This window comes from Kitasatospora phosalacinea (assembly GCF_000716545.1).
Lineage (GTDB): Bacteria > Actinomycetota > Actinomycetes > Streptomycetales > Streptomycetaceae > Kitasatospora > Kitasatospora phosalacinea.
Map to the genome: position 1 here is coordinate 16,083 of NZ_JNWZ01000054.1, position 20,250 is coordinate 36,332.

The 20,250-nt window shown below is 73.3% G+C and carries 16 protein-coding genes, 1 tRNA gene and 1 riboswitch; of the genes, 4 read left to right on the forward strand and 13 right to left on the reverse strand.

Going from position 1 to position 20,250, the window contains the following annotated elements; genetic code table 11:
- Window positions 1-1,302 (forward strand): polysaccharide deacetylase family protein, encoded by a 1,302-nt coding sequence (locus tag OO48_RS24525; RefSeq protein WP_033219913.1) that lies wholly within the window; start codon window positions 1-3, stop codon window positions 1,300-1,302.
- A gap of 78 nt (window positions 1,303-1,380) precedes the next feature.
- On the opposite strand, the gene OO48_RS24530 is transcribed toward OO48_RS24525, so the two are convergent.
- Together OO48_RS24530 and OO48_RS24535 are read right to left on the reverse strand one after the other, a co-directional pair.
- Complete coding sequence (locus OO48_RS24530) at window positions 1,381-2,826, reverse strand: MFS transporter (protein WP_033219989.1); 1,446 nt, start codon at window positions 2,824-2,826, stop codon at window positions 1,381-1,383.
- A 101-nt stretch (window positions 2,827-2,927) separates the two neighbouring features.
- On the reverse strand, window positions 2,928-3,242 hold the full coding sequence (locus OO48_RS24535; RefSeq protein WP_033219918.1) for a DMT family transporter: 315 nt from the start codon (window positions 3,240-3,242) through the stop codon (window positions 2,928-2,930).
- Window positions 3,243-3,276: 34 nt separating this feature from the next.
- Window positions 3,277-3,340, reverse strand: a riboswitch (guanidine-III (ykkC-III) riboswitch).
- A gap of 276 nt (window positions 3,341-3,616) precedes the next feature.
- On the opposite strand from OO48_RS24535, the gene OO48_RS24540 reads away from it, so the two are divergent.
- A tRNA-Cys gene (locus tag OO48_RS24540) sits at window positions 3,617-3,691 on the forward strand.
- Window positions 3,692-3,875: 184 nt separating this feature from the next.
- Here the strand turns inward: OO48_RS24540 and OO48_RS40795 are convergent.
- The 3 genes from OO48_RS40795 to OO48_RS24555 form a co-directional block, all read right to left on the reverse strand.
- The gene (locus OO48_RS40795; protein WP_051732686.1) at window positions 3,876-5,402 is read right to left on the reverse strand and encodes a WXG100 family type VII secretion target; all 1,527 of its coding nucleotides are present in this window, start codon (window positions 5,400-5,402) and stop codon (window positions 3,876-3,878) included.
- Between the two features lie 7 nt (window positions 5,403-5,409).
- Window positions 5,410-5,715 carry a hypothetical protein gene (locus OO48_RS24550; protein WP_157845526.1) on the reverse strand — a complete coding sequence of 102 codons (306 nt, stop codon included), beginning with the start codon at window positions 5,713-5,715 and terminating at the stop codon, window positions 5,410-5,412.
- Between the two features lie 136 nt (window positions 5,716-5,851).
- Complete coding sequence (locus OO48_RS24555) at window positions 5,852-7,267, reverse strand: S8 family serine peptidase (RefSeq protein ID WP_051732688.1); 1,416 nt, start codon at window positions 7,265-7,267, stop codon at window positions 5,852-5,854.
- 274 nt (window positions 7,268-7,541) lie between these two features.
- Here OO48_RS24555 and OO48_RS24560 point away from each other — a divergent pair, with 274 nt between their 5' ends.
- Window positions 7,542-9,092, forward strand: coding sequence for a hypothetical protein (locus OO48_RS24560; RefSeq protein ID WP_081952347.1), 1,551 nt, complete (start codon window positions 7,542-7,544; stop codon window positions 9,090-9,092).
- 45 nt (window positions 9,093-9,137) lie between these two features.
- Here OO48_RS24560 and OO48_RS24565 read toward each other — a convergent pair whose 3' ends face one another.
- From OO48_RS24565 to OO48_RS24590, 6 genes are all read right to left on the reverse strand, one after another.
- Window positions 9,138-11,459 carry a xanthine dehydrogenase family protein molybdopterin-binding subunit gene (locus OO48_RS24565; protein WP_033219924.1) on the reverse strand — a complete coding sequence of 774 codons (2,322 nt, stop codon included), beginning with the start codon at window positions 11,457-11,459 and terminating at the stop codon, window positions 9,138-9,140.
- A complete protein-coding gene (locus OO48_RS41230) occupies window positions 11,456-12,424 on the reverse strand; it encodes a (2Fe-2S)-binding protein (protein ID WP_425338576.1) in 969 nt (322 codons plus the stop codon). Before OO48_RS41230 ends, OO48_RS24565 begins: the two co-directional genes overlap by 4 nt.
- The gene (locus tag OO48_RS24575) at window positions 12,421-13,317 is read right to left on the reverse strand and encodes an FAD binding domain-containing protein (protein WP_033219926.1); all 897 of its coding nucleotides are present in this window, start codon (window positions 13,315-13,317) and stop codon (window positions 12,421-12,423) included. Before OO48_RS24575 ends, OO48_RS41230 begins: the two co-directional genes overlap by 4 nt.
- Window positions 13,318-13,554: 237 nt before the next feature.
- Complete coding sequence (locus tag OO48_RS24580) at window positions 13,555-15,192, reverse strand: beta-N-acetylhexosaminidase (protein WP_033219928.1); 1,638 nt, start codon at window positions 15,190-15,192, stop codon at window positions 13,555-13,557.
- Window positions 15,193-15,264: 72 nt separating this feature from the next.
- Entirely contained in the window at window positions 15,265-15,540 is a 276-nt protein-coding gene (locus tag OO48_RS24585) for a DUF3039 domain-containing protein (protein WP_030459614.1), read from the reverse strand.
- Between the two features lie 60 nt (window positions 15,541-15,600).
- Window positions 15,601-16,179 carry a YqgE/AlgH family protein gene (locus OO48_RS24590; protein ID WP_033219993.1) on the reverse strand — a complete coding sequence of 193 codons (579 nt, stop codon included), beginning with the start codon at window positions 16,177-16,179 and terminating at the stop codon, window positions 15,601-15,603.
- Window positions 16,180-16,396: 217 nt separating this feature from the next.
- Here OO48_RS24590 and murA point away from each other — a divergent pair, with 217 nt between their 5' ends.
- Window positions 16,397-17,752: a UDP-N-acetylglucosamine 1-carboxyvinyltransferase gene (gene murA, locus OO48_RS24595; protein ID WP_033219930.1), complete on the forward strand. Its 1,356-nt coding sequence runs from the start codon at window positions 16,397-16,399 to the stop codon at window positions 17,750-17,752.
- A gap of 83 nt (window positions 17,753-17,835) precedes the next feature.
- Here the strand turns inward: murA and OO48_RS24600 are convergent, their stop codons facing one another.
- Window positions 17,836-18,117: an HU family DNA-binding protein gene (locus OO48_RS24600; RefSeq protein ID WP_030459611.1), complete on the reverse strand. Its 282-nt coding sequence runs from the start codon at window positions 18,115-18,117 to the stop codon at window positions 17,836-17,838.
- 440 nt (window positions 18,118-18,557) lie between these two features.
- On the reverse strand, window positions 18,558-20,033 hold the full coding sequence (locus OO48_RS24605) for an NAD-dependent malic enzyme (RefSeq protein ID WP_033219932.1): 1,476 nt from the start codon (window positions 20,031-20,033) through the stop codon (window positions 18,558-18,560).
- Between the last annotated feature and the right edge of the window lie 217 nt (window positions 20,034-20,250).

The window sequence follows — 20,250 nt, forward strand, 5'->3', positions numbered from 1 at the left end:
ATGGACGCCCTCTCCCGCAGGACGCTGCTGGCCGCCGGTGCGGCGACCGCCGCCACCCTCGCCGCGGGCTGCGCGAGCACCTCCGGGAGCGGGGGCTCCGCCCCGCCCGCGCAGGCCGACGGCCTCGCCTCGAGCGGCAGCCCCAGCGCCGTCCCCAAGCCCCCCGCGACCCTGATCGGCGACGGCTCCACCTCCGACACCGGCCCGCAGCCCAACCAGCCGCAGGCCGTCCCGCTGGAGGCCGGCCAGCGGCCCCCGCAGTTCGTGGTCTTCTCCTGGGACGGCGCCGGCGAGCTCGACAACCAGCTGTTCAGCCGGTTCCGGAAGCTCGCCCGGGAGCACGACGCCACCATGACGTTCTTCCTCAGCGGCATCTACACGCTGCCCGAGTCGAAGAAGTCGCTGTACCACCCGCCGCAGCACCCGGTCGGCGCCTCCGACATCGGCTACCTCAGCGACCAGCACATCCGCGCCACCATCGAGCAGGTCAGCGCGGCCTGGCTGGAGGGCCACGAGATCGGCACCCACTTCAACGGCCACTTCTGCGGCGCCAACGGCGGCGGGAAGTGGTCCCCCGAGGACTGGGACAGCGAGATCCAGCAGGCCATGGACTTCGTCATGAACTGGCGCACCAACACCGGCAACACCGACCTGCCCGCGCTGCCCTTCGACTACCGCAAGGAGCTGATCGGCGGCCGCACCCCCTGCCTGGAGGGCCAGCGCGGGCTGCTCCCCACCGCCGTCAAGCGCGGCTGGAAGTACGACAGTTCGGGCCCCGGCGGCCTGCAGATGTGGCCGCAGAAGTTCGCCGGCGGCGCGCTGTGGGACATGCCGCTGCAGTCCATCCCGTTCCCCGGGCACACCTTCCAGGTGCTCTCGATGGACTACAACATCATGTACAACCAGTCCGGCGACAACACCAAGGGCGACCCCGGCAAGCAGGCCTTCTGGCAGACCCAGGCCCGCGACGCGTACCTGGCCGGCTTCGACCGCGCCTACAACGGCAACCGGGCGCCGTTCATCATCGGCAACCACTTCGAGCAGTGGAACGGCGGCATCTACATGAACGCCGTCGAGGAGACCATCAAGCGGATCGCCGACAAGCCCGAGGTCCGGATGGTCTCCTTCCGGCAGCTCGTCGAGTGGCTGGAGGCGCAGGACCCGGCGGTCCTCAAGAAGCTCCAGGCGCTCGCCCCCGGCCAGGCCCCGAAGGAGGGCTGGAACGCCTACCTCGGCGGGACCGGCGCACCGGCCGGCGGGGCGGCGTCGCCGTCCGTCCCGGTGGTGTCCGGCGGCAAGTAGCCTCCGCCACCGGCTCCGGCCGGGTCGTGCTCCCCCGGAGCCGCGGCCCGGCCGGAGCCCTGTCCGGCGCCCGTCCCGTCAGGACTTCCCGGCCGCCGTCGCCCGCCCGGACAGCACCGCACCGACCAGCGCCACCACCGGCATGGTCAGGAACACCGCGGCGAACGCCCCCGCCGGCAGCGCCGCCCCGTCGTGGGCGGCCGCGCCGACCGCGCCGCCGCCCAGGGCCGCGAACAGCACCCCGGCCAGGCCGGTCAGCAGCACGTTGCCCAGCGCGTCGCTGAGCTGCAGGGCCGCCGAGTTCCCGCCGGTCTCCTCCGGCTTGGACAGCTTCATCATCAGCACGCTGATGCTGGCGATCGCCAGCCCCATCCCGGCGCCGCCGACCGCCCAGAACACGGCGGTCACCCATACCGGCACCGACGGGAACAGCACCAGCGCCGCCCCGCCGACCGCCACCGCCGTCGACACGAAGCCGGTCCGGATCAGCGCCGCCCGGTGCCGGTCCACGCCCGGCCGCCCCTGCAGCCAGGAGCCGAACGCCCAGGACAGCCCGCCCGGCGCCAGCGTCAGGCCCGCCATCGTCACCGACAGCCCGCGCTGGGTCTGCATCATCAGCGGGATGAACAGCTCGGACGCGAAGAACGCGCCCGCCGCGACCCCGCGCAGCAGGATCACCGTCGGCAGCCCGCGCACCGCCCGCAGCGTGCCGCGCGGCAGCAGCCGCAGCACCGCCGGGCCGAGCAGCGCCAGCCCCGCCGCCGCCGGCAGCAGCGCCCAGCCGTCCAGCCGCTGCCCCGCGTACTGCAGCAGCGCCGCGCCGACCGCGACCATCGCCGCGTCCCGGGTGCGCCGCCAGTCGTACGGGCCGGCCTGCGGCGGCTGCTGGGACTTCTCCGAGCGGCGCAGCGCCGGGCCCATCACGGCGAGCGGCAGCAGCACCAGCACCGGCACGGCGAGGAACACCCAGCGCCAGCCGAGGTGCTGGGTGACCGCGCCGGAGATCACCGGGCCGAGGATCGAGGGCAGCACCCAGGCCGCCGAGAACGCCGCGAACACCGACGGCCGCAGCCGCTCCGGGAACGCCCGGCCGACCACCACGTACAGCGCGACGATCACCAGGCCGCCGCCCAGGCCCTGGACCGCCCGGCCCGCGACGAACATCCACATGTTCACCGCCGTGCCGGCCGTCACCAGCCCGGCGGCGAACACCGCGATGCCGCTGAACAGCGGCGCGAGCGGGCCGCCGCGGTCGCACCACTGCCCCGAGACCACCATCGCCAGCAGCGTGGTGGTGAAGTACCCGGAGAACGCGAAGGCGTACAGGCCGATGCCGTCGAGCTGCTGGGCGGCCGTCGGCATCGCGGTGTTCACCGCCGTCGCCTCGAAGGCCAGCAGCAGCACCACCGACACGATGCCCAGGGTCAGCGCCCGCCAGGGGCCGCTGAGCACCCCGCCGGTGCCGTCGTCGGGGAGGGGCGGACGCGAGGGTGCTGCCGTTTCGGCCGGGGAGGTGCTGGTCACCACGACATGGTAAGTGCCGTTGACGTGTTTCGATCCTGACCTGCAGGCGGAACGGGGGCTCCGCCGACAGACCTAGGACGCACCCGGCCGCTCCGGCCGCCTCAGTGCAGCGCCTTCAGCCCGACCACCCCGGACAGGATCAGCACCAGGCAGGTGATCCGGGCCGCGCTCGCCGCGTCCCCCATCGCCGCCATCCCGTACAACGCGGTGCCCACCGCGCCGATGCCCACCCACACCGCGTACCCCGTACCCAGCGGGATCGACCGCATCGCGTACGCCAGACCACCCATCGAGAGCGCCAGCGCCACCGCGAACACCACGCTCGGCACCAGCTTCGAGAACCCCTTGGACGCCTCCAGTGCCACCGCCCACACGGTCTCCAGCACTCCGGCGACGATCAGAACGACCCAGGCCATGACGACGGACTCCTTCGCAGTAGTCGAACCACCTACCGCGCCGTCTTGTCCTGCCGGGTACGACGCACCTCGTCCGGGGGGCCGCGAACGACCGCCTCACTTCGAAGGTAACACGGCGCCGACACACGGAATTCACCGGCGAATATTGACGCCGCCCCGCTTCCGCCCGCTATAGTGAATTCACCGGAACGAACCGGCGCAGCCCTTACGGCGACAGGAGACGGCGATGAACAGGAAGACGGTGGCCCTCGCGGCGCCCCGCACCTGTGCCCCCTGTCCCGGCTGCGCGTGTTCCTGTCGCTGTTGCGCCTGAGTCGCAGCCGCCCTTCTCCGCAGGCCCGTTGACGCCCGCCGTCCCGCCTCGCCCCACGCCTGACCATGTGCCCGAGTGGCTTAGGGAACCGCCTGCAAAGCGGTTTACACGGGTTCGATTCCCGTCATGGTCTCCACCCGGAATTCACCGGTCACCCCTCCTTCCCGGACGGGCGACCGGTGAATTCCGCTGCCGTTTTCCTTTTCCGTCGGCGTTATCGGATTTCCGACGGCCCCGGGAATTCCGGCCGTACGACGGCGGCGGGCGCCGGCGGCGGCCCCCCAGGACCACCGCCGGCGCCCGCCGGCCACCCCGTCCGCCTACTCGATGACGCCGGGGTTCGCCTCGCCACCGCGCCAGGTGTCCTCGTCCTCGACGAGGTAGTCCGGGCGGTTGCTCTGGTTCTTCTTCTTGCTGTTCGCACCGCCGGTGCCGCCGTGCATCCCGGCCGCGCCCGCCTGTCCGGCGGCGCGCCCCTTCCCGATGCCCGAACCGCCCTCGGTGAACGCCCGCGCACCGGCACCGCCGGCCTTGGCCCCGCCCACCGTGCCGCCGGCCTTGCGCACCAGGCCGCTGCCGCCGCTCTTGCCGCCGGCACCGCCCCGCGCGCCACCACCGGCACCGCCGTGCATGCCGCCCATCCCGCCGGCGCCCGCGGCCCCGCGGCCACCCGCGGCACTCGCGCCGCCGGCCCCCGCACCGCCGCCCGCACCGCCGGCGACACCGCGGCCCGCCGAACCCGTCGAGCCGGAGCCCGCCGTCCGACCGCCACCGGCACCGCCCGTCCCGGCCAGGCCGCCGCCGGTCACCCGGCCGCCACCGCCGAGACCGCCGCCACCGGGCACGTACCCGCTGCCGCCGATCCCCGGCAGGTACCCGGCACCGCCGATCCCGCCGCCACCGCCGGCGCCACCGCCGCCGGAACCGACTCCGGGCAGCGTGCCGACGCCGCCGGGCGTCCCGACACCGGGGCCGATCGGCACCCCCACCGAAGGCGGCAGGTCGATCCCGTCGATCCCCGTCCCCGGCGAGTGCACCGGAGGGAGCTGCCCGGGCGCGGGCAGGGTCGAGAGCGGGGGGACTCCGGGCAGCCCAGGCTGGTTCGGGATGCCCGGGAGGCCCGGGTGGTTGATCCCCGGCAGAGACTGACCCGGCTGCGTGGGCTGCGTCGGCTGCTGCGGCGGCACGCCCTCGGGGTACTTCGGGGTCGGCATGCTCGGCGGGGTGTGGCCGGGAGGCGCGACCGTGGTCGGCGGGTCCGGCGGGAAGTTCTGCGACGGCTCCGAGACACTGCCGTCACCCAGGAGCTTCACGGCCTCGATGTACTGCGGGCTCAGGTGCTCCATCACGCCGATCGCGTACTGGTGCGCGACCTCGGTGGCGGACAGGTCCTCCGCGTTCTTGTTGACCGCGTCGATCCGGTTCATGCCCGAGGCGAGGTCGCGCTTGAAGCCGGCGTCCGAGCTGGCGAAGCCGTCGGACAGGGTCTTGCCGACCCGGTCCATGAAGCTCGGGACCTTGATCCGGTCCATGGTCGACTTGGTCTGCTCCAGGGCCTCCCCCGCGTAGTTCATCGCGACGGACGTGTTCTGCGCGTGCGCGGCGGTGGCGGTCATGCCCTGCTGGATCTGCGCGCCCTTCGCCGCGAAGCCCTGCGCGGCGGCGCCCGTCCAGTTCGCGGTGGCGTGCTCGATCGCCGCCTGGAGATCCGCGGCCGCCTGCATCAGCTCCTGGTGCACGTTCTGCCAGTGCTGCCCGACTTCCTTGATCAGTCCGGGATTCGAGCCGCTGACCATGTTCTTGAGCGGGATCAGGGCGTAGTTGTCGAACTGAGTCCTCTGGGCCATCTCTGACTCACCTCGCCTGGATCTGGGTCATGGTCGCCTGGCCGTCGTCCTCGCGGCCCACGTAACGGTCGTGGACGAGCTGGGTCTTGTCGCCGTACTCGTTGATGAGCGCGTCGATGGACGAGATCGTCTGCGTCAGGAACGCCTGCATGTTCCCGTGCGCGGCGTACAGCGCCCGGGCTTCGGCGAAGTTGCCGCCGAAGGCGTCCGGAGTGATGTCTGTCTTGTACTTGGTGTTCGTCCCGCAGGTGCTGATGTTCTGCTGGAGGGCCCGCAGTCGCTTGACGACTGCCTCCAGCTCTGCAGGGTTCACGCTGTATCCGTCGGACACGAGGCCCTCTCCCCCTGGAGTGTCGAAAACTTCCCCGTGATGCTGCTCCGGCTGTCGGGTTGTCCGTCAAGCCAGAGCGTTCGATCGTATCGCGCTTGGGCGGTGTACTGACACACCGTCAACGCGATTGGTTTCCGCCCTGGTACGGGTTGTCGTAGGGCGGTTGCTGCTGGGGCGGGTAGCCATACGGCGGCGGGGGCTGCTGCCCCGGCTGGCCGTACGGTTGCTGTGCGGACTGGCCGTACGGCTGTTGACCGGGCTGGCCGTACTGCGGCTGGGCCGGGGGCCACCCCGGCTGGGCGCCGTACGGGCCCGGGGCACCGGCCTGGGGCGGCAACTGCTGTGCGCGGTTGCGCTTGCGGCTGCTCGCCACGGCGAGCGCGATGACCACGACGAGCAGCACCAGCAGGGCGCCGGCGATGCCCAGGATCAGTGGCAGGGACGATCCTGACGACTGCTTGACGTTCGGCAAGGCTCCCGGGGAGGGGGCCCTGCCGGTGTCCGCGCCGCCGCTGCCCGAGCCCTTCGAGGTCTCGGCTCCGGCGGACGGGGCGGTTTCGGCACCGGCGGCGGCCAGCGGGCCCTGCGCCGGTCCGGCCGGGATGTTCGCGGTCAGCGCCTTGTACGGCTGGACGATGCCGTAGCCGTAGTGGGCGTCCGGCAGTTTGGCGGCTCCGGCGGGGGCGGCGGCGGTCTTCACCAGCCGGTTCGCCACCTGGCCCGGCGTCAGGTCGGGGTACTTGGCGAAGACCAGGGCCGCCGCGGCGGAGACGTACGCGGTGGCGTCCGAGGTGCCGTCGGCCTTGCAGTACTGCTTGGTGCAGGTGCCCGATCCGATGCCGGCCATCACGATGTCCACGCCTGGTGCGGTCAGCATGAGTTCGGGGCCGTAGTTCGACTTCGCCCAGACCTGCTGGTTTTTGTCCACCGCACCGACTGCCAGCACGCCGGGGACGTTCGCGGGAGTTCGGACCGGTCCCGCGTCGTTGCCGGCACCCGCCACGACCAACACCTTGTGTTGGAGGGCGTATGCCACTACCTCGGCAAAGCCGTCGTCCGCTCCTACCGGCGTGACCTGGGAGATGTTGATGACCTTGGCACCGTGCTCGACCGCCCACTTGATGCCGTCCTGCATGGATCCACCTTCGCCCCGGTAGATCGGCAGGATCTTGACACCGGGCGCGAGGCCGAGCATCCCCTCGCCGTTGCCGTGGCCGTGGGCGGCGATCAGGCTCGCCATGCCCGTCCCGTGGTCCTCCGTCGGATTGGTCTCCCGGCCGTTGCCGTCCGGGTCGTACCCGGGCAGCAGCGACCCCGCCAGGTCCGGGTGGTCCGGCTTCACCCCGGTGTCGATCAACGCGACGGTCACGCCGTCGCCCTTGGTGATCGACCACACCTTGTCGAAGTCGAAGTACTGGTTGACCCACTGCGCGTCCCGCACCTGGTCCGCCGACGCCACCGGCGCCGACGTGAACAGCGTGCCCGCTGTCAGGGCCGTCGCGCCGAGCACGCCCGCCAGTCTGGTCAGCCTCATCACACACCCCGTCGGTCGACAGCCCGTCCGCCCTAGCAACGCCCCCGGAACGCGGGACGGTTCCGATCGTATCGTCCGTCACCCGGCCGGACACGGCCGCCCGTGACGGGACCGCTACATTTCACCGGACCATGACTCCCCGTCGGCCGCCCCCGCGCGGGAGGAGACCGGTCGCATCGCCCACGGAGGGTCCGGCGGTGGGCGGGGAAAGCGGCCGGTGGGGGTGGTGGGGGGCTGTGCTATGAATGGCGCGTCGTTCACCCAGGGGGATCTCGTGACGTACCCGCCGCAGCCCGGTGCTCCCGCGCCGGGCCAGCCGCCCTACCAGCAGCAGCCGTATCCGCAGGCTCCGTACCAGCAGGCTCCGTACCAGCAGCAACAGCCTTACCCGGTACAGCAGTTCCCGCCGTACGGGGTGCCGGGGCAGCAGCCGCCACCGCCGCCCCGGCGGGGTGGGGCGGGGCGGACGCTGGCCTGCCTGGGGGTGTCGCTGGTCGTGCTGCTGGGGGTCGCGGTGGGCGGGGTGGTGGTGCTGCGCGCGGTCCGGCAGCCGCCGAAGATGGACGCGTTGAAGTCCGACACCGAGCCCTGGCAGAAGCTCACCAAGGGGCTGACGGACGCGCTGGCGGCCAAGGACGAGGAGGCGTTCGTCAAGCCGTTCGCGGCGGGGGCGACCAAGGAGAAGCAGCGGAAGGTGTTCCGCAACCTGGTCAAGATCCCCTGGGCGACGGCCCGTTGGGAGAGCAGCCTGGTGATCGACGGGCGGCTGACGGTGGACTTCGTGCACCAGGTGAAGGGGGTGGACAACTACCCGATCAGCGAGCGCTACGAGTGGAGGGTCCTGGGCCCCGACACCAAGGCGACCGGGGCGGGGCCGGAGACGGCGGTGCCCGAGGGCGCGGAGGTGGTCACCGAGGTCGGCGGCCCCACCGACAACCGGGGCAAGACCATGAGCGACGGCTACTACCCGTCCCCGTGGGACGCGTACGACGAGCTGTCCGTGCAGGTCCGGGACCACCTGGTGGTGATGTCCGACAAGGGCCAGGAGGCCGAGCTGAACCGGGACGCGGACGTCCTGGCCCGGGCGGCGAAGGACGACCTGGACGCCTGGCAGAAGTGCGCGCCGGCGCCGACCGGGAAGACCAAGGGGGCCGAGGGCTTCTTCGTGGTGCTGGAGAAGAACCGGGACGTCTACAACAAGCTGTACCAGGGCGACGGGAAGCCGGACGACAGCCTGGAGGCCGGCGTCAACATGTCGGTCTGGGCGTCGTCCTCGGCGCAGCCCGACCCGGGCCGGCCGGTGATCGGCGGCAGCCGGATCGTGATCGACACCACCGACGGCCGCTTCACGGGCAAGCAGTGGCAGGAGGGCGTGACGAACATCGGCCGGCACGAGATGGCGCACGCGACCGTCGCCACGCTGGTCTCCTCGGACGGGACGTACGCGCCGACGGACCGCCGGCAGGACTGGGTCGCCGAGGGCTTCGGCGAGTACATGGCGCTGCGCGGCAAGGACGACCGGGCCCGCGAGGACCTGGCCGTCGTGAAGCAGGTGTCCTTCGACGGGAAACTGCCCGGCGACGGGGAGGACTTCTACTCCTTCGACGCCGCCCGGCGCTCCGCGAACTACGCGCTGGCCGGTGACGCGCTGCGGTACATGGCGTCGAAGTACGGGGACGCCAAGGTCTGCGGGTTCGTGGCGGCGCAGTACACCCGGCCGAAGGAGTACGAGCAGCAGATCGCCGCGGCGACCGGGCAGCCCCTGGACCAGTTCCAGTCGGCCTGGGCGGCGCACGTCCGCGCCACGGCGTCCGTCCGCCGCTGACCGACGGCCCGGGCCGCGGCCCCCGCCCGTCGCGGGCGGGGGCCGTCAGGCCAGGACGGTGGCGTCCTCCGGCAGGATCGGCAGCCGCCCGACCGGCAGCCCGGTGGCGGCCCGGACGGCGGCCGCGACCGCGGCGGGGGCGACCACGGCGGGCACCGCGCTGACCGCCTTGGCGCCGAACGGGGCGACCACGTCGCGCTCCTCCAGCAGGGCGGCGATCCGGACGTCGGGGGTGTCCAGCGCGGTGGGCAGCCGGTAGCCGGTGAGCGAGGCGTTGACGGGCACGCCGCCCTCGGTGCGCAGGTTCTCCAGCAGGGCGAGGCCGACGCCCTGGGCGACGGCGCCCTCGATCCGGTCCTCGATCTGCCGGGGGTTGAGCGCCCGGCCGACGTCCTGGGCCACGGTGACGTCGACGACCCGGACGGCGCCGAGTTCGATGTCGACGTCGACGACGGCCCGCATCGCGCAGAACGCGATGGAGACGAACGCGTCACCCTGCCCGGTCTCGGGGTCGAGCGGCTCGGTGGGGTGCGGCCGGCACTGGGCGGTGGCCCAGAGCTCGCGGCCCTCCAGCGCCTCGCTGACCGGCATCCCGAGCACGCCGTCGTAGCTGGTGATCTTCCCGTCGTTGATGGTGAGCAGTTCGACGGACATGCCGAAGTCGGCGGCGATCGGCTGCAGCATCTGGTGGCGGACCATCAGCGCGGCCCGCTCGACGGCGCCGCCGGAGACCCAGGTGTGCCGGCCGCGGGCGGACGGGCCGGCCGCGGACTGGTCGGAGTCGACGGGCGCGATGTACACCTCGCTGACGCCGAGCACCGACTGCACGATCTGCCGGGCGAGGGTGGCGAAGCCCTGCCCGGAGTCGACGGCCGCGCAGATCACGGTGGCGTGGTCGCCGGAGACCCGGACGGTCGCGGTGGAGACCTCGTCCTCGCCCTCGGCGCCGAGCATGTGCACCATGCCCACCGCGTAGCCGATGCCGCGCCGCACCGCGGCGGGGTCGCCCGCGCCGCCGGGGCCGCCGGGCAGCAGCCAGTCGGCCTCCGGGTCGTCCAGCGGGAGGGCGGGCAGCGGGGCCCCGTCGAGCGCGTCGAGCAGCGCGGCGACGGGGGCGGGGCAGGTGACGGCCTGTCCGGTGGGCAGCGGGTCGCCGGTGGCCATGGCGTTGCGGCGGCGGATCTCCACCGGGTCGACGCCGAGCTGCCGGGCGATCTGGTCGAGCTGCGACTCGTACGCGAAGCAGGTCTGCAGGGCGCCCTCGCCGCGCATCCGGCCGGCCGGCGGGTTGTTGGTGCGCACCGCCCAGGCGTCGACGAACACGTTGGGGCAGGTGTAGGGGCCGACCGAGAAGGCGACGGCGGAGGCCAGCGCCTCGGCGGAGACGTCGGCGTAGGCGCCGCCGTCGAGCAGGATCTGCGCCTCGACCTTGACCAGCCGGCCCTCGGCGTCGGCGTGGTGGCGGTAGCGCAGCAGGGCGGGGTGCCGGGTGGTGTGGGCCTGGAAGGACTCGGCGCGGGTGAGCGTCATCTTGACCGGCCGGCCGGTGCGCAGCGCGAGCAGCGCCAGGGTGACCTGGAAGGAGAGGTCCTCCCGGTCGCTGCTGGCGCCGGGGACGCCGGTGACGACCAGGCGGACCCGGTCGGGGTCGATGCCCAGGCAGGCGGCGGTGCGGTCGCGGTCGCCGTGCGGGTCGGTGGAGGACAGGTGCAGTTCGACGCCGCCGTCGGGGCGGGGCACGGCGAGTCCGGCCTCGGCGCCGATCGGGGCCGGGTCCTGCCGGCCGACCTGGTAGAGGCCCTCGACGACGATCTCGCCGACCGCGTCCGGGTCTCCGGTGCGCAGCGGCAGGTGGCGCAGCAGGTTGCCGTCGGGGTGCAGCGGGGGGGCGTGGAAGGCGGCCTCGGGGTCGGTGACGGGCTCCAGCACCTCGTACTCGACCAGGATCGAGGCGGCGGCCAGCCGGGCGGTGTCGGGGTGGTCGGCGGCGACGGCGGCGACGGGCTCGCCGTGGTGGCGCACGACGCCGGCGGCGAGCACCGGGCGGTCGGCGGTGACCGTGCCGGCGGGGGCGCCGTCGGGGGTGCCGTCGGGGCCCGGGGGCAGGTCGGCGGCGGTGACCACGGCGTGCACGCCGGGGATGGCGAGGGCGGGGGCGGTGTTCACCGAGACGATCCGGGCGTGCGGGTGCGGGGAGCGCAGCACGGCGCCCCACAGCAGTCCTTCGGCCCACAGGTCGGCGGCGTAGGGGTAGATGCCCAGCGCCTTGGGGAGGGCGTCGGTGCGCAGCGGGGAGGTGCCGAGGCCGGTGGTGCCGGTCTCGTGGTCCGCGGGGGCGGCCGCCGGGAGCTCGGTGGCGGAGGTCATGCGTTCTCGTCCTCGGGGAGGCGGATGCCGTGGGCGGGGGTGGCGTCGTAGCCGGGGTACTGGGCGCCGTAGCCGTCGGTGGCGTAGACGGTGCCGTCGTAGGCGCCCGCGTCCTGGTAGGTGGCGGTGCCGAACGGGTCGGTGCCCGCGGGGGCGGTGCCGAACGGGTCGGTGCCCGCGGGGCCGTGCTGCCAGTCGGCCGGGACGGCGGTGCCGTGCGGCGGGGTGGGCGGGTAGGCGTAGCCGCCGGCCCGCGGGGTCTCGCCCTGCGGCTGGGCGGGGATCAGCTGGTCGGCCTCGTGCCAGAGTTCGGAGTCGGCGTACAGCGGGAGCTCGCCGCCCTGGTCGGGCTGCGGCGGGGGCGCGGCGGCCGGGGCCGGCTGTTCGGCGGCCGGGCCCGCGGCGGCGGCCTGTTCGGCGGCGTCGAGTTCGGCTTCCAGGGCGGCTTCGCGGGCGTCGGCGACGGCCTGGACGGCGGCGAGCGCGCCCCGGTACCCGGTGCAGCGGCACAGGTTGCCGCACAGCGCCTGGCGGGCCTCGACCTCGCCGGGCCGGTGGTTGCGCTGCAGCAGGTCGTGCACGGCCATGGCGAGGCCGGGGGTGCAGTAGCCGCACTGGACGGCGCCGGAGTCGGCCAGCGCCTGCTGGACGTCGCTGGCGCCGCCCGCGCCGGACAGGCCCTCGACGGTGCCGATCTCGCTGTCGGCGGCGAGCGCGGCGGGCACCAGGCAGCCGTTGACCAGCTGCCCGTCGACCTGGACCGAGCAGGCCCCGCACTCGCCCTGTTCGCAGCCGTCCTTGGCGCCGGCCAGGCCGAGCCGCTCGCGCAGCACGTACAGCAGGCTCTCGCCGATCCAGGCGTCGGTGACGGGCCGTTCGACGCCGTTGACGCGCAGCGTGTACGAGGCGGTGGGGCGCACGTCGCCGGTGAGCGCCCCGGGGTGGTTCAGCAGTTCGTCCGTCACTTGAGCGCCCTTCCCAGTGCCCGGCGGGCCAGCACCGCCACGGTACGCCGCAGGCGGGCCGCGTCCGCGCCCGCCCCCTCTCCGTGTGCCCCGCCCTCGGGGACGCACGCCCCGGCCACGTACTCGCCGAAGGCGACGAGCGCGGCGGGGTCGATCAGCACCGCGCCCTCGGCGCCGCGGGCGTCCCAGTCGATGCAGCCGGCCACCCAGCTCTCGGCCTCCAGCGGCCGCAGCGGGACGGGGGCGACGGCGCCGACGGCGCAGCGCACGCCGCGCCGGGCGGGGTCGAGGACGAGGGCGACGGAGGCGGCGGCGCGGGCCGGGCCGCTGCGGCCGCTGGACTTCAGGAACACCTGGGGGGCGTGCAGCAGCGGGACCCGCACCCAGGTGAGCAGTTCGCCGGGGCGCAGCGGGTCGAGGCCGGTGAGCAGGTGGCTGACCGGTACGTCGCGGACGGCGCCGGCCCGGGCGAGGGTGGCGGTGGCCTCCAGGGCGGCGAGCACCGGGAGGGTGTCGCCGGCCGGGGCCGCGGTGGCGATGTTGCCGCCGAGGGTGCCGACGTTGCGCACCTGCGGGGGGCCCGCGGTGCGGGCGGCGTCGGCGAGGGCGGGGATGAGCGCGGCGAAGTCGGGGCGGTCCATCCGGGCGTGGGTGAGCCCGGCCCCGAGGACGGCGGTGCCGCCGTCCTCGTAGCGCCAGCCGCGCAGTTCGGTGATCCGGCCGAGTCCGATCAGTGCGGCGGGCCGCAGCCGCCCCGCGTTGACGGCCTCCATCAGGTCGGTGGCACCCGCCACCGGTACCGCCCCCGGGGTGGCGGCGAGCGCTTCGACGGCCTCGTCGACCGAGGCCGGCAACATGATCGTCCGGTTCACCAGGTTCCCACCGTGCTCCATTTGCAGTGCGGCCTGCCGCCCGTAGGGTACGGGCGATCGGTGCGGGTTGGGCAACTCTGGCACACAAAGACCGCTGATCACTTCCCGGGTCACGGACAGGTCCGAACAACTCGGGACAACTCCGGACGCGGCCGCGATCGGCGCGTGTCCGAGGTGATCGGTTGTTCACCTGGTCACGACGATCGGGCCGCGCCCGGAGTTCCCCCTCCCTGACTCTCCGTCACCGGCTCCGCGGGCTCACGGGGCGGTGCCCGCACCGGACGGTCCGGGCGGACCGGCCAGCGGGCGGCCGACGATGCCGGGCTTGCGCTGCCAGGGGCGCGGGCCCTCCGGGCGGCGGTACTCGATGCCGAGCGCGTCCAGGCGCGGGTAGTGGCCGGCCATCCGGCGCTCGAAGCCCGCCCAGTCGCGGGCGGCCGGGTCGCGGGGCAGGTCGGACCAGGCGACCTCGGCGAACGCGGCCAGCCGCGGGAAGGCCTTGTAGTCGACGTCCCGGCCGTCGTTCATGAACTCGGTCCAGATGTTCGCCTGGGCACCGATGACGTGCGCGGCGGCGGCCTCGTCGAGCTGCGGCGGGACGGGCTCGAAGCGGTAGACGTCCTCCAGCGTGCGCACCCAGCCGACCGGGACCGGCTCGTCCTCGCCGTCGGCCTGCCGGTGGTCGAGGTACACGTGCTGCTCGGGGCACATCACCACGTCGTGCCCGGCGTTCGCGGCGACGATCCCGCCCTCGTACCCGCGCCACGACGACACCGCCGCGCCGGGGGCGAGCCCGCCCTCCAGGATCTCGTCCCAGCCGATCAGCCGGCGGCCGCGCTCGGCCAGCCAGCGGTCGAAGTGCCGGATGACGTGGCTCTGCAGCTCGAACTCGTCCTTCAGGCCGAGTTCGGCGATCCGGGCCTGCGCGGCGGGACTGGCCTTCCACTGGTCCTTGGGGCACTCGTCGCCGCCGAGGTGCACGAAGGTGGAGGGGAAGATCTCCAGCACCTCCTCCAGCACGTTCTCGTAGAAGCGCAGGGTGGCCTCGGAGGGGTTCAGGATGTTCTCGCTGACGCCCCAGTCGGTCCAGGTGCCGAGCGCGGCGGTGTCGACCACGTCGGTGTTGCCGAGCTCGGGGTAGGCGGCGATGGCGGCCTGGTTGTGGCCGGGCAGGTCGACCTCGGGGACGACGGTGACGTGCCGGGCGGCCGCGTAGGCCACGATCTCGCGCAGGTCGTCCTGGGTGTAGTAGCCGCCGTGCGGCTGGTCGTCACGCCGGCCGCCGGCCCGGTAGCCGACCATCGAGCGCTCGCGCCAGGCGCCCGCCCCGGTGAGCTCGGGGTAGCGCCGGATCTCGATCCGCCAGCCCTGGTCGTCGGTCAGGTGGAGGTGCAGCACGTTGAGCTTGTGCGCGGCGAGCTGGTCGATGAAGCGCAGCACCCCGGCCTTGGGCATGAAGTGCCGGGAGACGTCCAGCAGGGCGCCGCGCCAGCCGAACCGGGGCGCGTCGCGGACCTCGACCGCGGGCACCGTCCAGCTCGCGCCGGGCAGCGGGGCGCTGCGGTACGCGGCGGGGCCGAGCAGTTGGCGCAGGGTCTGCCCGGCGTGCGCCAGGCCCGCGGGGCCGCCACCGGTGAGCCGGACGCCGTCGGCGCCGGCGCTCAGCCGGTACTCCTCGGCGGCGAGCTCCGGGTCGAGCTCCAGCACCAGGTCGCCGTCCCGGCCGGCCGGGGCCGGGTCGAGGTCGAATCCGGTGGCGGCGGAGAGTTCGGCGCGCAGCCGGCGGGCGGCGGCCTCGGTGCCGGGGGCGGCGGCGATCCGGGTGCCGGCGTGCAGGACGAAGGGCGGGGCACCGGCGCCGGTCTGGACGTGCAACGGGGCGGGGATGAGGTCCATGCGCCCCATCCTGCCCCGGGCCACCCCTATTGGCATAGACCAGTTGAGGGGTATCTGCGCAGGTGACCGCGGTCAGTCCTTCTTGTCGTCCCCGCCGGGGTTGTTCAGCCCGTCGAAGATCTCCTTGCACATCGGACAGACCGGGTACTTCTTCGGGTCGCGCCCGGGCACCCAGACCTTGCCGCACAGCGCCACCACGGGGGACCCGGAGAGCGCGCTCTCCATGATCTTGTCCTTCTGGACGTAGTGGGCGAAGCGCTCGTGGTCGCCGTCCCCGTGCGAAGTCTGCGGGACGGGCTCGACCAGGGTGCCGGTGCCGAGACCGCGCTCGGGCTCAAGAGTGCTCATGGGGGCCAAGTCTATGGGGGCCGCCCGGGACCGGGCCACTACAGGAGGAGACCCGGCGGCTCAGTTCAGCAGCGGGTCGTCGGGGTAGGTGGCGAGCATCGCCAGCGGGCCGCGCTGGCGGCGCAGCACCTCCCGCCAGAGCCGGTCCGGCTCGGTGCAGGAGAGGTCCCCCGCCTCGCAGTCGACCAGGTGCCAGGCGCCCTCGGCGATCTCGTCCTCCAACTGGCCGGGCGACCAGCCCGAGTAGCCGGCGAACACCCGCATCCCGCCGAGCACCCCGGCCAGCACCTCGGGCGGCGCCTCCAGGTCGACCAACCCGATCGCGCCGTGCACCCGCCGCCAGCCGAGCGGCGCGGCGCTGTGGTCCTCGCCGGGGACGACCGCGACGGCCAGCGCGGAGTCCAGCGCCACCGGGCCGCCCTGGAAGAGCACCGCCGGGTCGCCGGCCAGCGGCGCCCAGCCGTCCAGCACCGCCGCGACGTCCACCGGGGTGGGGCGGTTGAGGACCACCCCGAGCGCGCCCTGGGCGTCGTGGTCGAGCAGCAGGACCACCGACCTGGCGAAGTTCGGGTCGGTCAGCACGGGCGTCGCCACGAGCAGTCGCCCGGTGAGCGAGGGGGCCGCTTCCATGTCTGACATCATGCCCCGTACCGGCCTTCCCGGGACACCCGGCGGCTGTGGCCGGGAGCCACCCGTCCGGCCCAGTGGCACTGCCGTCGAACCGGCCTTACAGCATGATCACCATTAGGGCACACCGCAACCAATCGTCCACCCCCTACCATCTAGTGGTGGCGAAGGGCCCTTCCCCCAACTCCGCAGCCGAAAACCTCCCCTGCGCACCCGGATTGCGAGAACGATGACCGACGACGTCCTGCTGGTCCACGGCGGAAACCCGCTCGAAGGCGAGATCCAGATCCGCGGCGCCAAGAACCTGGTCCCCAAGGCCATGGTCGCCGCACTGCTCGGCCAGGGCCCCAGCAGACTGCGCAACGTGCCGGACATCCGGGACGTCAAGGTCGTCCGCGGCCTGCTGCAGCTGCACGGGGTGACCGTCCGCACCGGTGACGAGGACGGTGAGCTGATCCTCGACCCGTCGCACGTGGAGTCCGCCAACGTCGCGGACATCGACGCGCACGCCGGCTCCTCGCGGATCCCGATCCTCTTCTGCGGCCCGCTGCTGCACCGGCTCGGCCACGCGTTCATCCCGGGCCTGGGCGGCTGCGACATCGGCGGCCGGCCGGTCGACTTCCACTTCGAGGTGCTGCGCCAGTTCGGCGCGACCATCGAGAAGCACCCGCAGGGCACCTACCTGGTCGCCGCCCAGCGGCTGCGCGGCACCAAGATCGAGCTGCCGTACCCGTCGGTCGGCGCGACCGAGCAGGTGCTGCTGACCGCGGTGCTCGCCGAGGGCGTCACCGAGCTGCGCAACGCCGCGATCGAGCCGGAGATCGTCGACCTGATCTGCGTGCTGCAGAAGATGGGCGCGATCATCTCGCTGGGCACCGACCGCACCATCCTGATCACCGGCGTGGACGAGCTCGACGGCTACACCCACCGGGCCCTGCCGGACCGCCTGGAGGCGGCCTCCTGGGCGTGCGCGGCGCTGGCCACCAAGGGCGACATCTACGTCCGGGGCGCCGAGCAGATCCCGATGATGACCTTCCTGAACACCTTCCGGAAGGTCGGCGGCGCCTACGAGATCGACGACGCGGGCATCCGGTTCTGGCACCCGGGCGGCGAGCTCAAGGCCATCGCCCTGGAGACCGACGTGCACCCGGGCTTCCAGACCGACTGGCAGCAGCCGCTGGTGGTGGCGCTGACCCAGGCCGCCGGCCTGTCCATCGTGCACGAGACGGTGTACGAGTCGCGGCTGGGCTTCACCGGGGCGCTCAACCAGATGGGCGCGCACATCCAGCTCTACAGCGAGTGCCTGGGCGGCACCCCGTGCCGGTTCGGGGCGCGCAACTTCAAGCACTCCGCGGTGGTCTCCGGCCCGTCCAAGCTGATGGGCGGCGAGCTGGTCATCCCCGACCTGCGCGGCGGCTTCTCGTACCTGATCGCGGCGCTGGCGGCCGAGGGCACCTCCACGGTGCACGGCATCGACCTGATCAACCGCGGCTACGAGAACTTCATGGACAAGCTGCGCGACCTGGGCGCGCACATCGAGCTGCCGTCGGCGACCGAGGTGGCCGAGGTCCTGCTGACCGCCTGAGCGCGGCGCGCGGGAAAGCGGAAAAGCCGGTGGCCGGCCTCCCCGAGGGGAGGCCGGCCACCGGTGCGTTCAGCTGCGGGGGGTCACTTGCCCTTCGCGGCTTCCTTCAGCTTCGAGCCGGCGCTCACCTTGACGCTGTAGCCCTCGGCGATCTGGATCGGCTCGCCGGTCTGCGGGTTGCGGGCGGTGCGGGCCGCGCGCAGGGTGCGCTCGAAGGTCAGGAAACCGGGGATGGTGACCTTCTCGTCGCCCTTGGCGACGACCTCGCCGGTGATCTCGGCGAAGGCGGCCAGCACGGCGTCGGCGTCCTTGCGGGTCACCTCGGCACGCTCGGCCAGCGCGGCCACCAGCTCACTGCGGTTCATGTGTACTCCTGTGGTCTGTTGCTCTGCCGTGCGCGGAGGCATGGCCGGTCCGCGCGACGGTGCTCGTTCAGGCGAGGGGTGGTCAGGGGCCGGGCTCGCACCGCGAAGCGCCGCAAACTGCCCGCCTGGGTACGAATCCTGCCCCGACCGGCACTGAGAAAGCCAATCGGGAACCGGCGTGGTTGACCCGAACAGCGCCCGCCGGACGGAGGTGTGACGCTCCGTCGGCTCCGGAGTGGCCGGAGCGGGCGGCGGTCGGGACGACACGCCGTGACGCAACCAGGGACGTACCGTACTTGTCGGACACGCCTCCCCGTCGCAGGGCTACCGTACGCCCTGGCACCGACAAGCCCAAACACACCCCTTGCCCTTGTGTCGCAAGGGCTCCGGCGCCCTCGTCGCGAGCCGGGCCCGGCGGGGGGCCGGACCCGGCCGCGGCACTAGAGCTGAACGGCCGGGAAAGCGCCGGTGTCGAGCGTCCCGACGATGCCCGCGGTGGGCTTGTCCGGGGCCGCCTCGGCGCCGCCGCGGGCGGCCACCGCGGCGTCCCGGACGGCGGCCGCGACGGTCTTGGCGACGCCCGGGTGGAAGACGCTGGGGATGATGTAGTTCGGGTTCAGTTCCTCGTCGGTGACGGTGGTGGCCAGCGCCCGGGCGGCGGCCAGCATCATCTCGGTGTCCACGCTGGCGCTCTGCGCGTCCAGCAGGCCGCGGAAGACGCCGGGGAAGACCAGCACGTTGTTGATCTGGTTGGGGAAGTCGCTGCGGCCGGTGGCGACCACCGCGGCGGTCTGCCGGGCCACCGCCGGGTCGACCTCCGGGTCGGGGTTGGCCAGCGCGAAGACGATCGCGTCCTTGGCCATGGTGGCCAGGTCGTCGCCGTCCAGCACGTTCGGGGCGGAGACGCCGATGAACACGTCGGCGTCGGCCACCGCCTCCTTGAGGGTGCCGGTGCGGCCGGAGCGGTTGGTGTTCTCGGCGATCCAGCGCAGGCTGCCGTCCAGGTCGTCGCGGCCCCGGTGGACCACGCCCCGGACGTCCGCCACGGTGGCGTGCGCGACGCCGGCCGCCATCAGCAGCTTGAGGATCGCGGTGCCCGCGGCGCCGGCGCCGCTCATCACCACCCGGATCTCGCCGATCTCCTTGCCGACCACCTTCAGCGCGTTGGTCAGCGCGGCCAGCACCACGATCGCGGTGCCGTGCTGGTCGTCGTGGAAGACCGGGATGTCCAGCGCCTCGCGCAGCCGGGCCTCGATCTCGAAGCAGCGCGGCGCCGAGATGTCCTCCAGGTTGATGCCCGCGAAGCCCGGCGCGATCGCCTTGACGATCGCCACGATCTCGTCGGCGTCCTGGGTGTCCAGGCACAGCGGCCAGGCGTCGATGCCCGCGAACCGCTTGAACAGCGCCGCCTTGCCCTCCATCACCGGCAGTGCGGCCTTCGGGCCGATGTTGCCCAGGCCCAGCACCGCCGAGCCGTCGGTGACCACCGCGACGCTGTTGCGCTTGATGGTCAGCCGGCGGGCGTCCTCCGGGTTCTCCGCGATCGCCATGCAGACCCGGGCCACGCCGGGGGTGTAGATCATGCTCAGGTCGTCGCGGTTGCGGATCGGCAGCTTCGAGGACATCTCGATCTTGCCGCCGAGGTGCATCAGGAAGGTGCGGTCGGAGACCTTGCCGATGCTCACGCCGTCGATGGTGCGCAGCTTCTCGACGATCTCCTGGCCGTGCGCGACCGAGGACGCCGCCACGGTGACGTCGATCCGCAGCGCCTCCAGGCCGGAGGCCGTGACGTCGAGACCGGTGACCGAACCCCCGGAGGACTCCACCGCGGTGGTGATCGAGCTCACCGCGTTGCCGGTGGCCGGGACCTCCAACCGGACAGTGATCGAGTTCGAGACGCTGGGCACCGTCGCCATCGACGTTCCTTCTTCCTGAATCAACAAATTGTTGAAGTTCATGCCGCTCGGCATGCTAGACCTCGATGGTCGCACCGACCAAGGGCTCGCCAGAAATAACGGTCGGGGAGTGTGCGGATCCGACAAACCGACCGGCCCGGAGCCGGTTCTCCTTGCCCGTCGGCAGGGATGCGTTACATTGGAACGGCACCGGCTCGATCCAAGCCCCCGGGCCCAA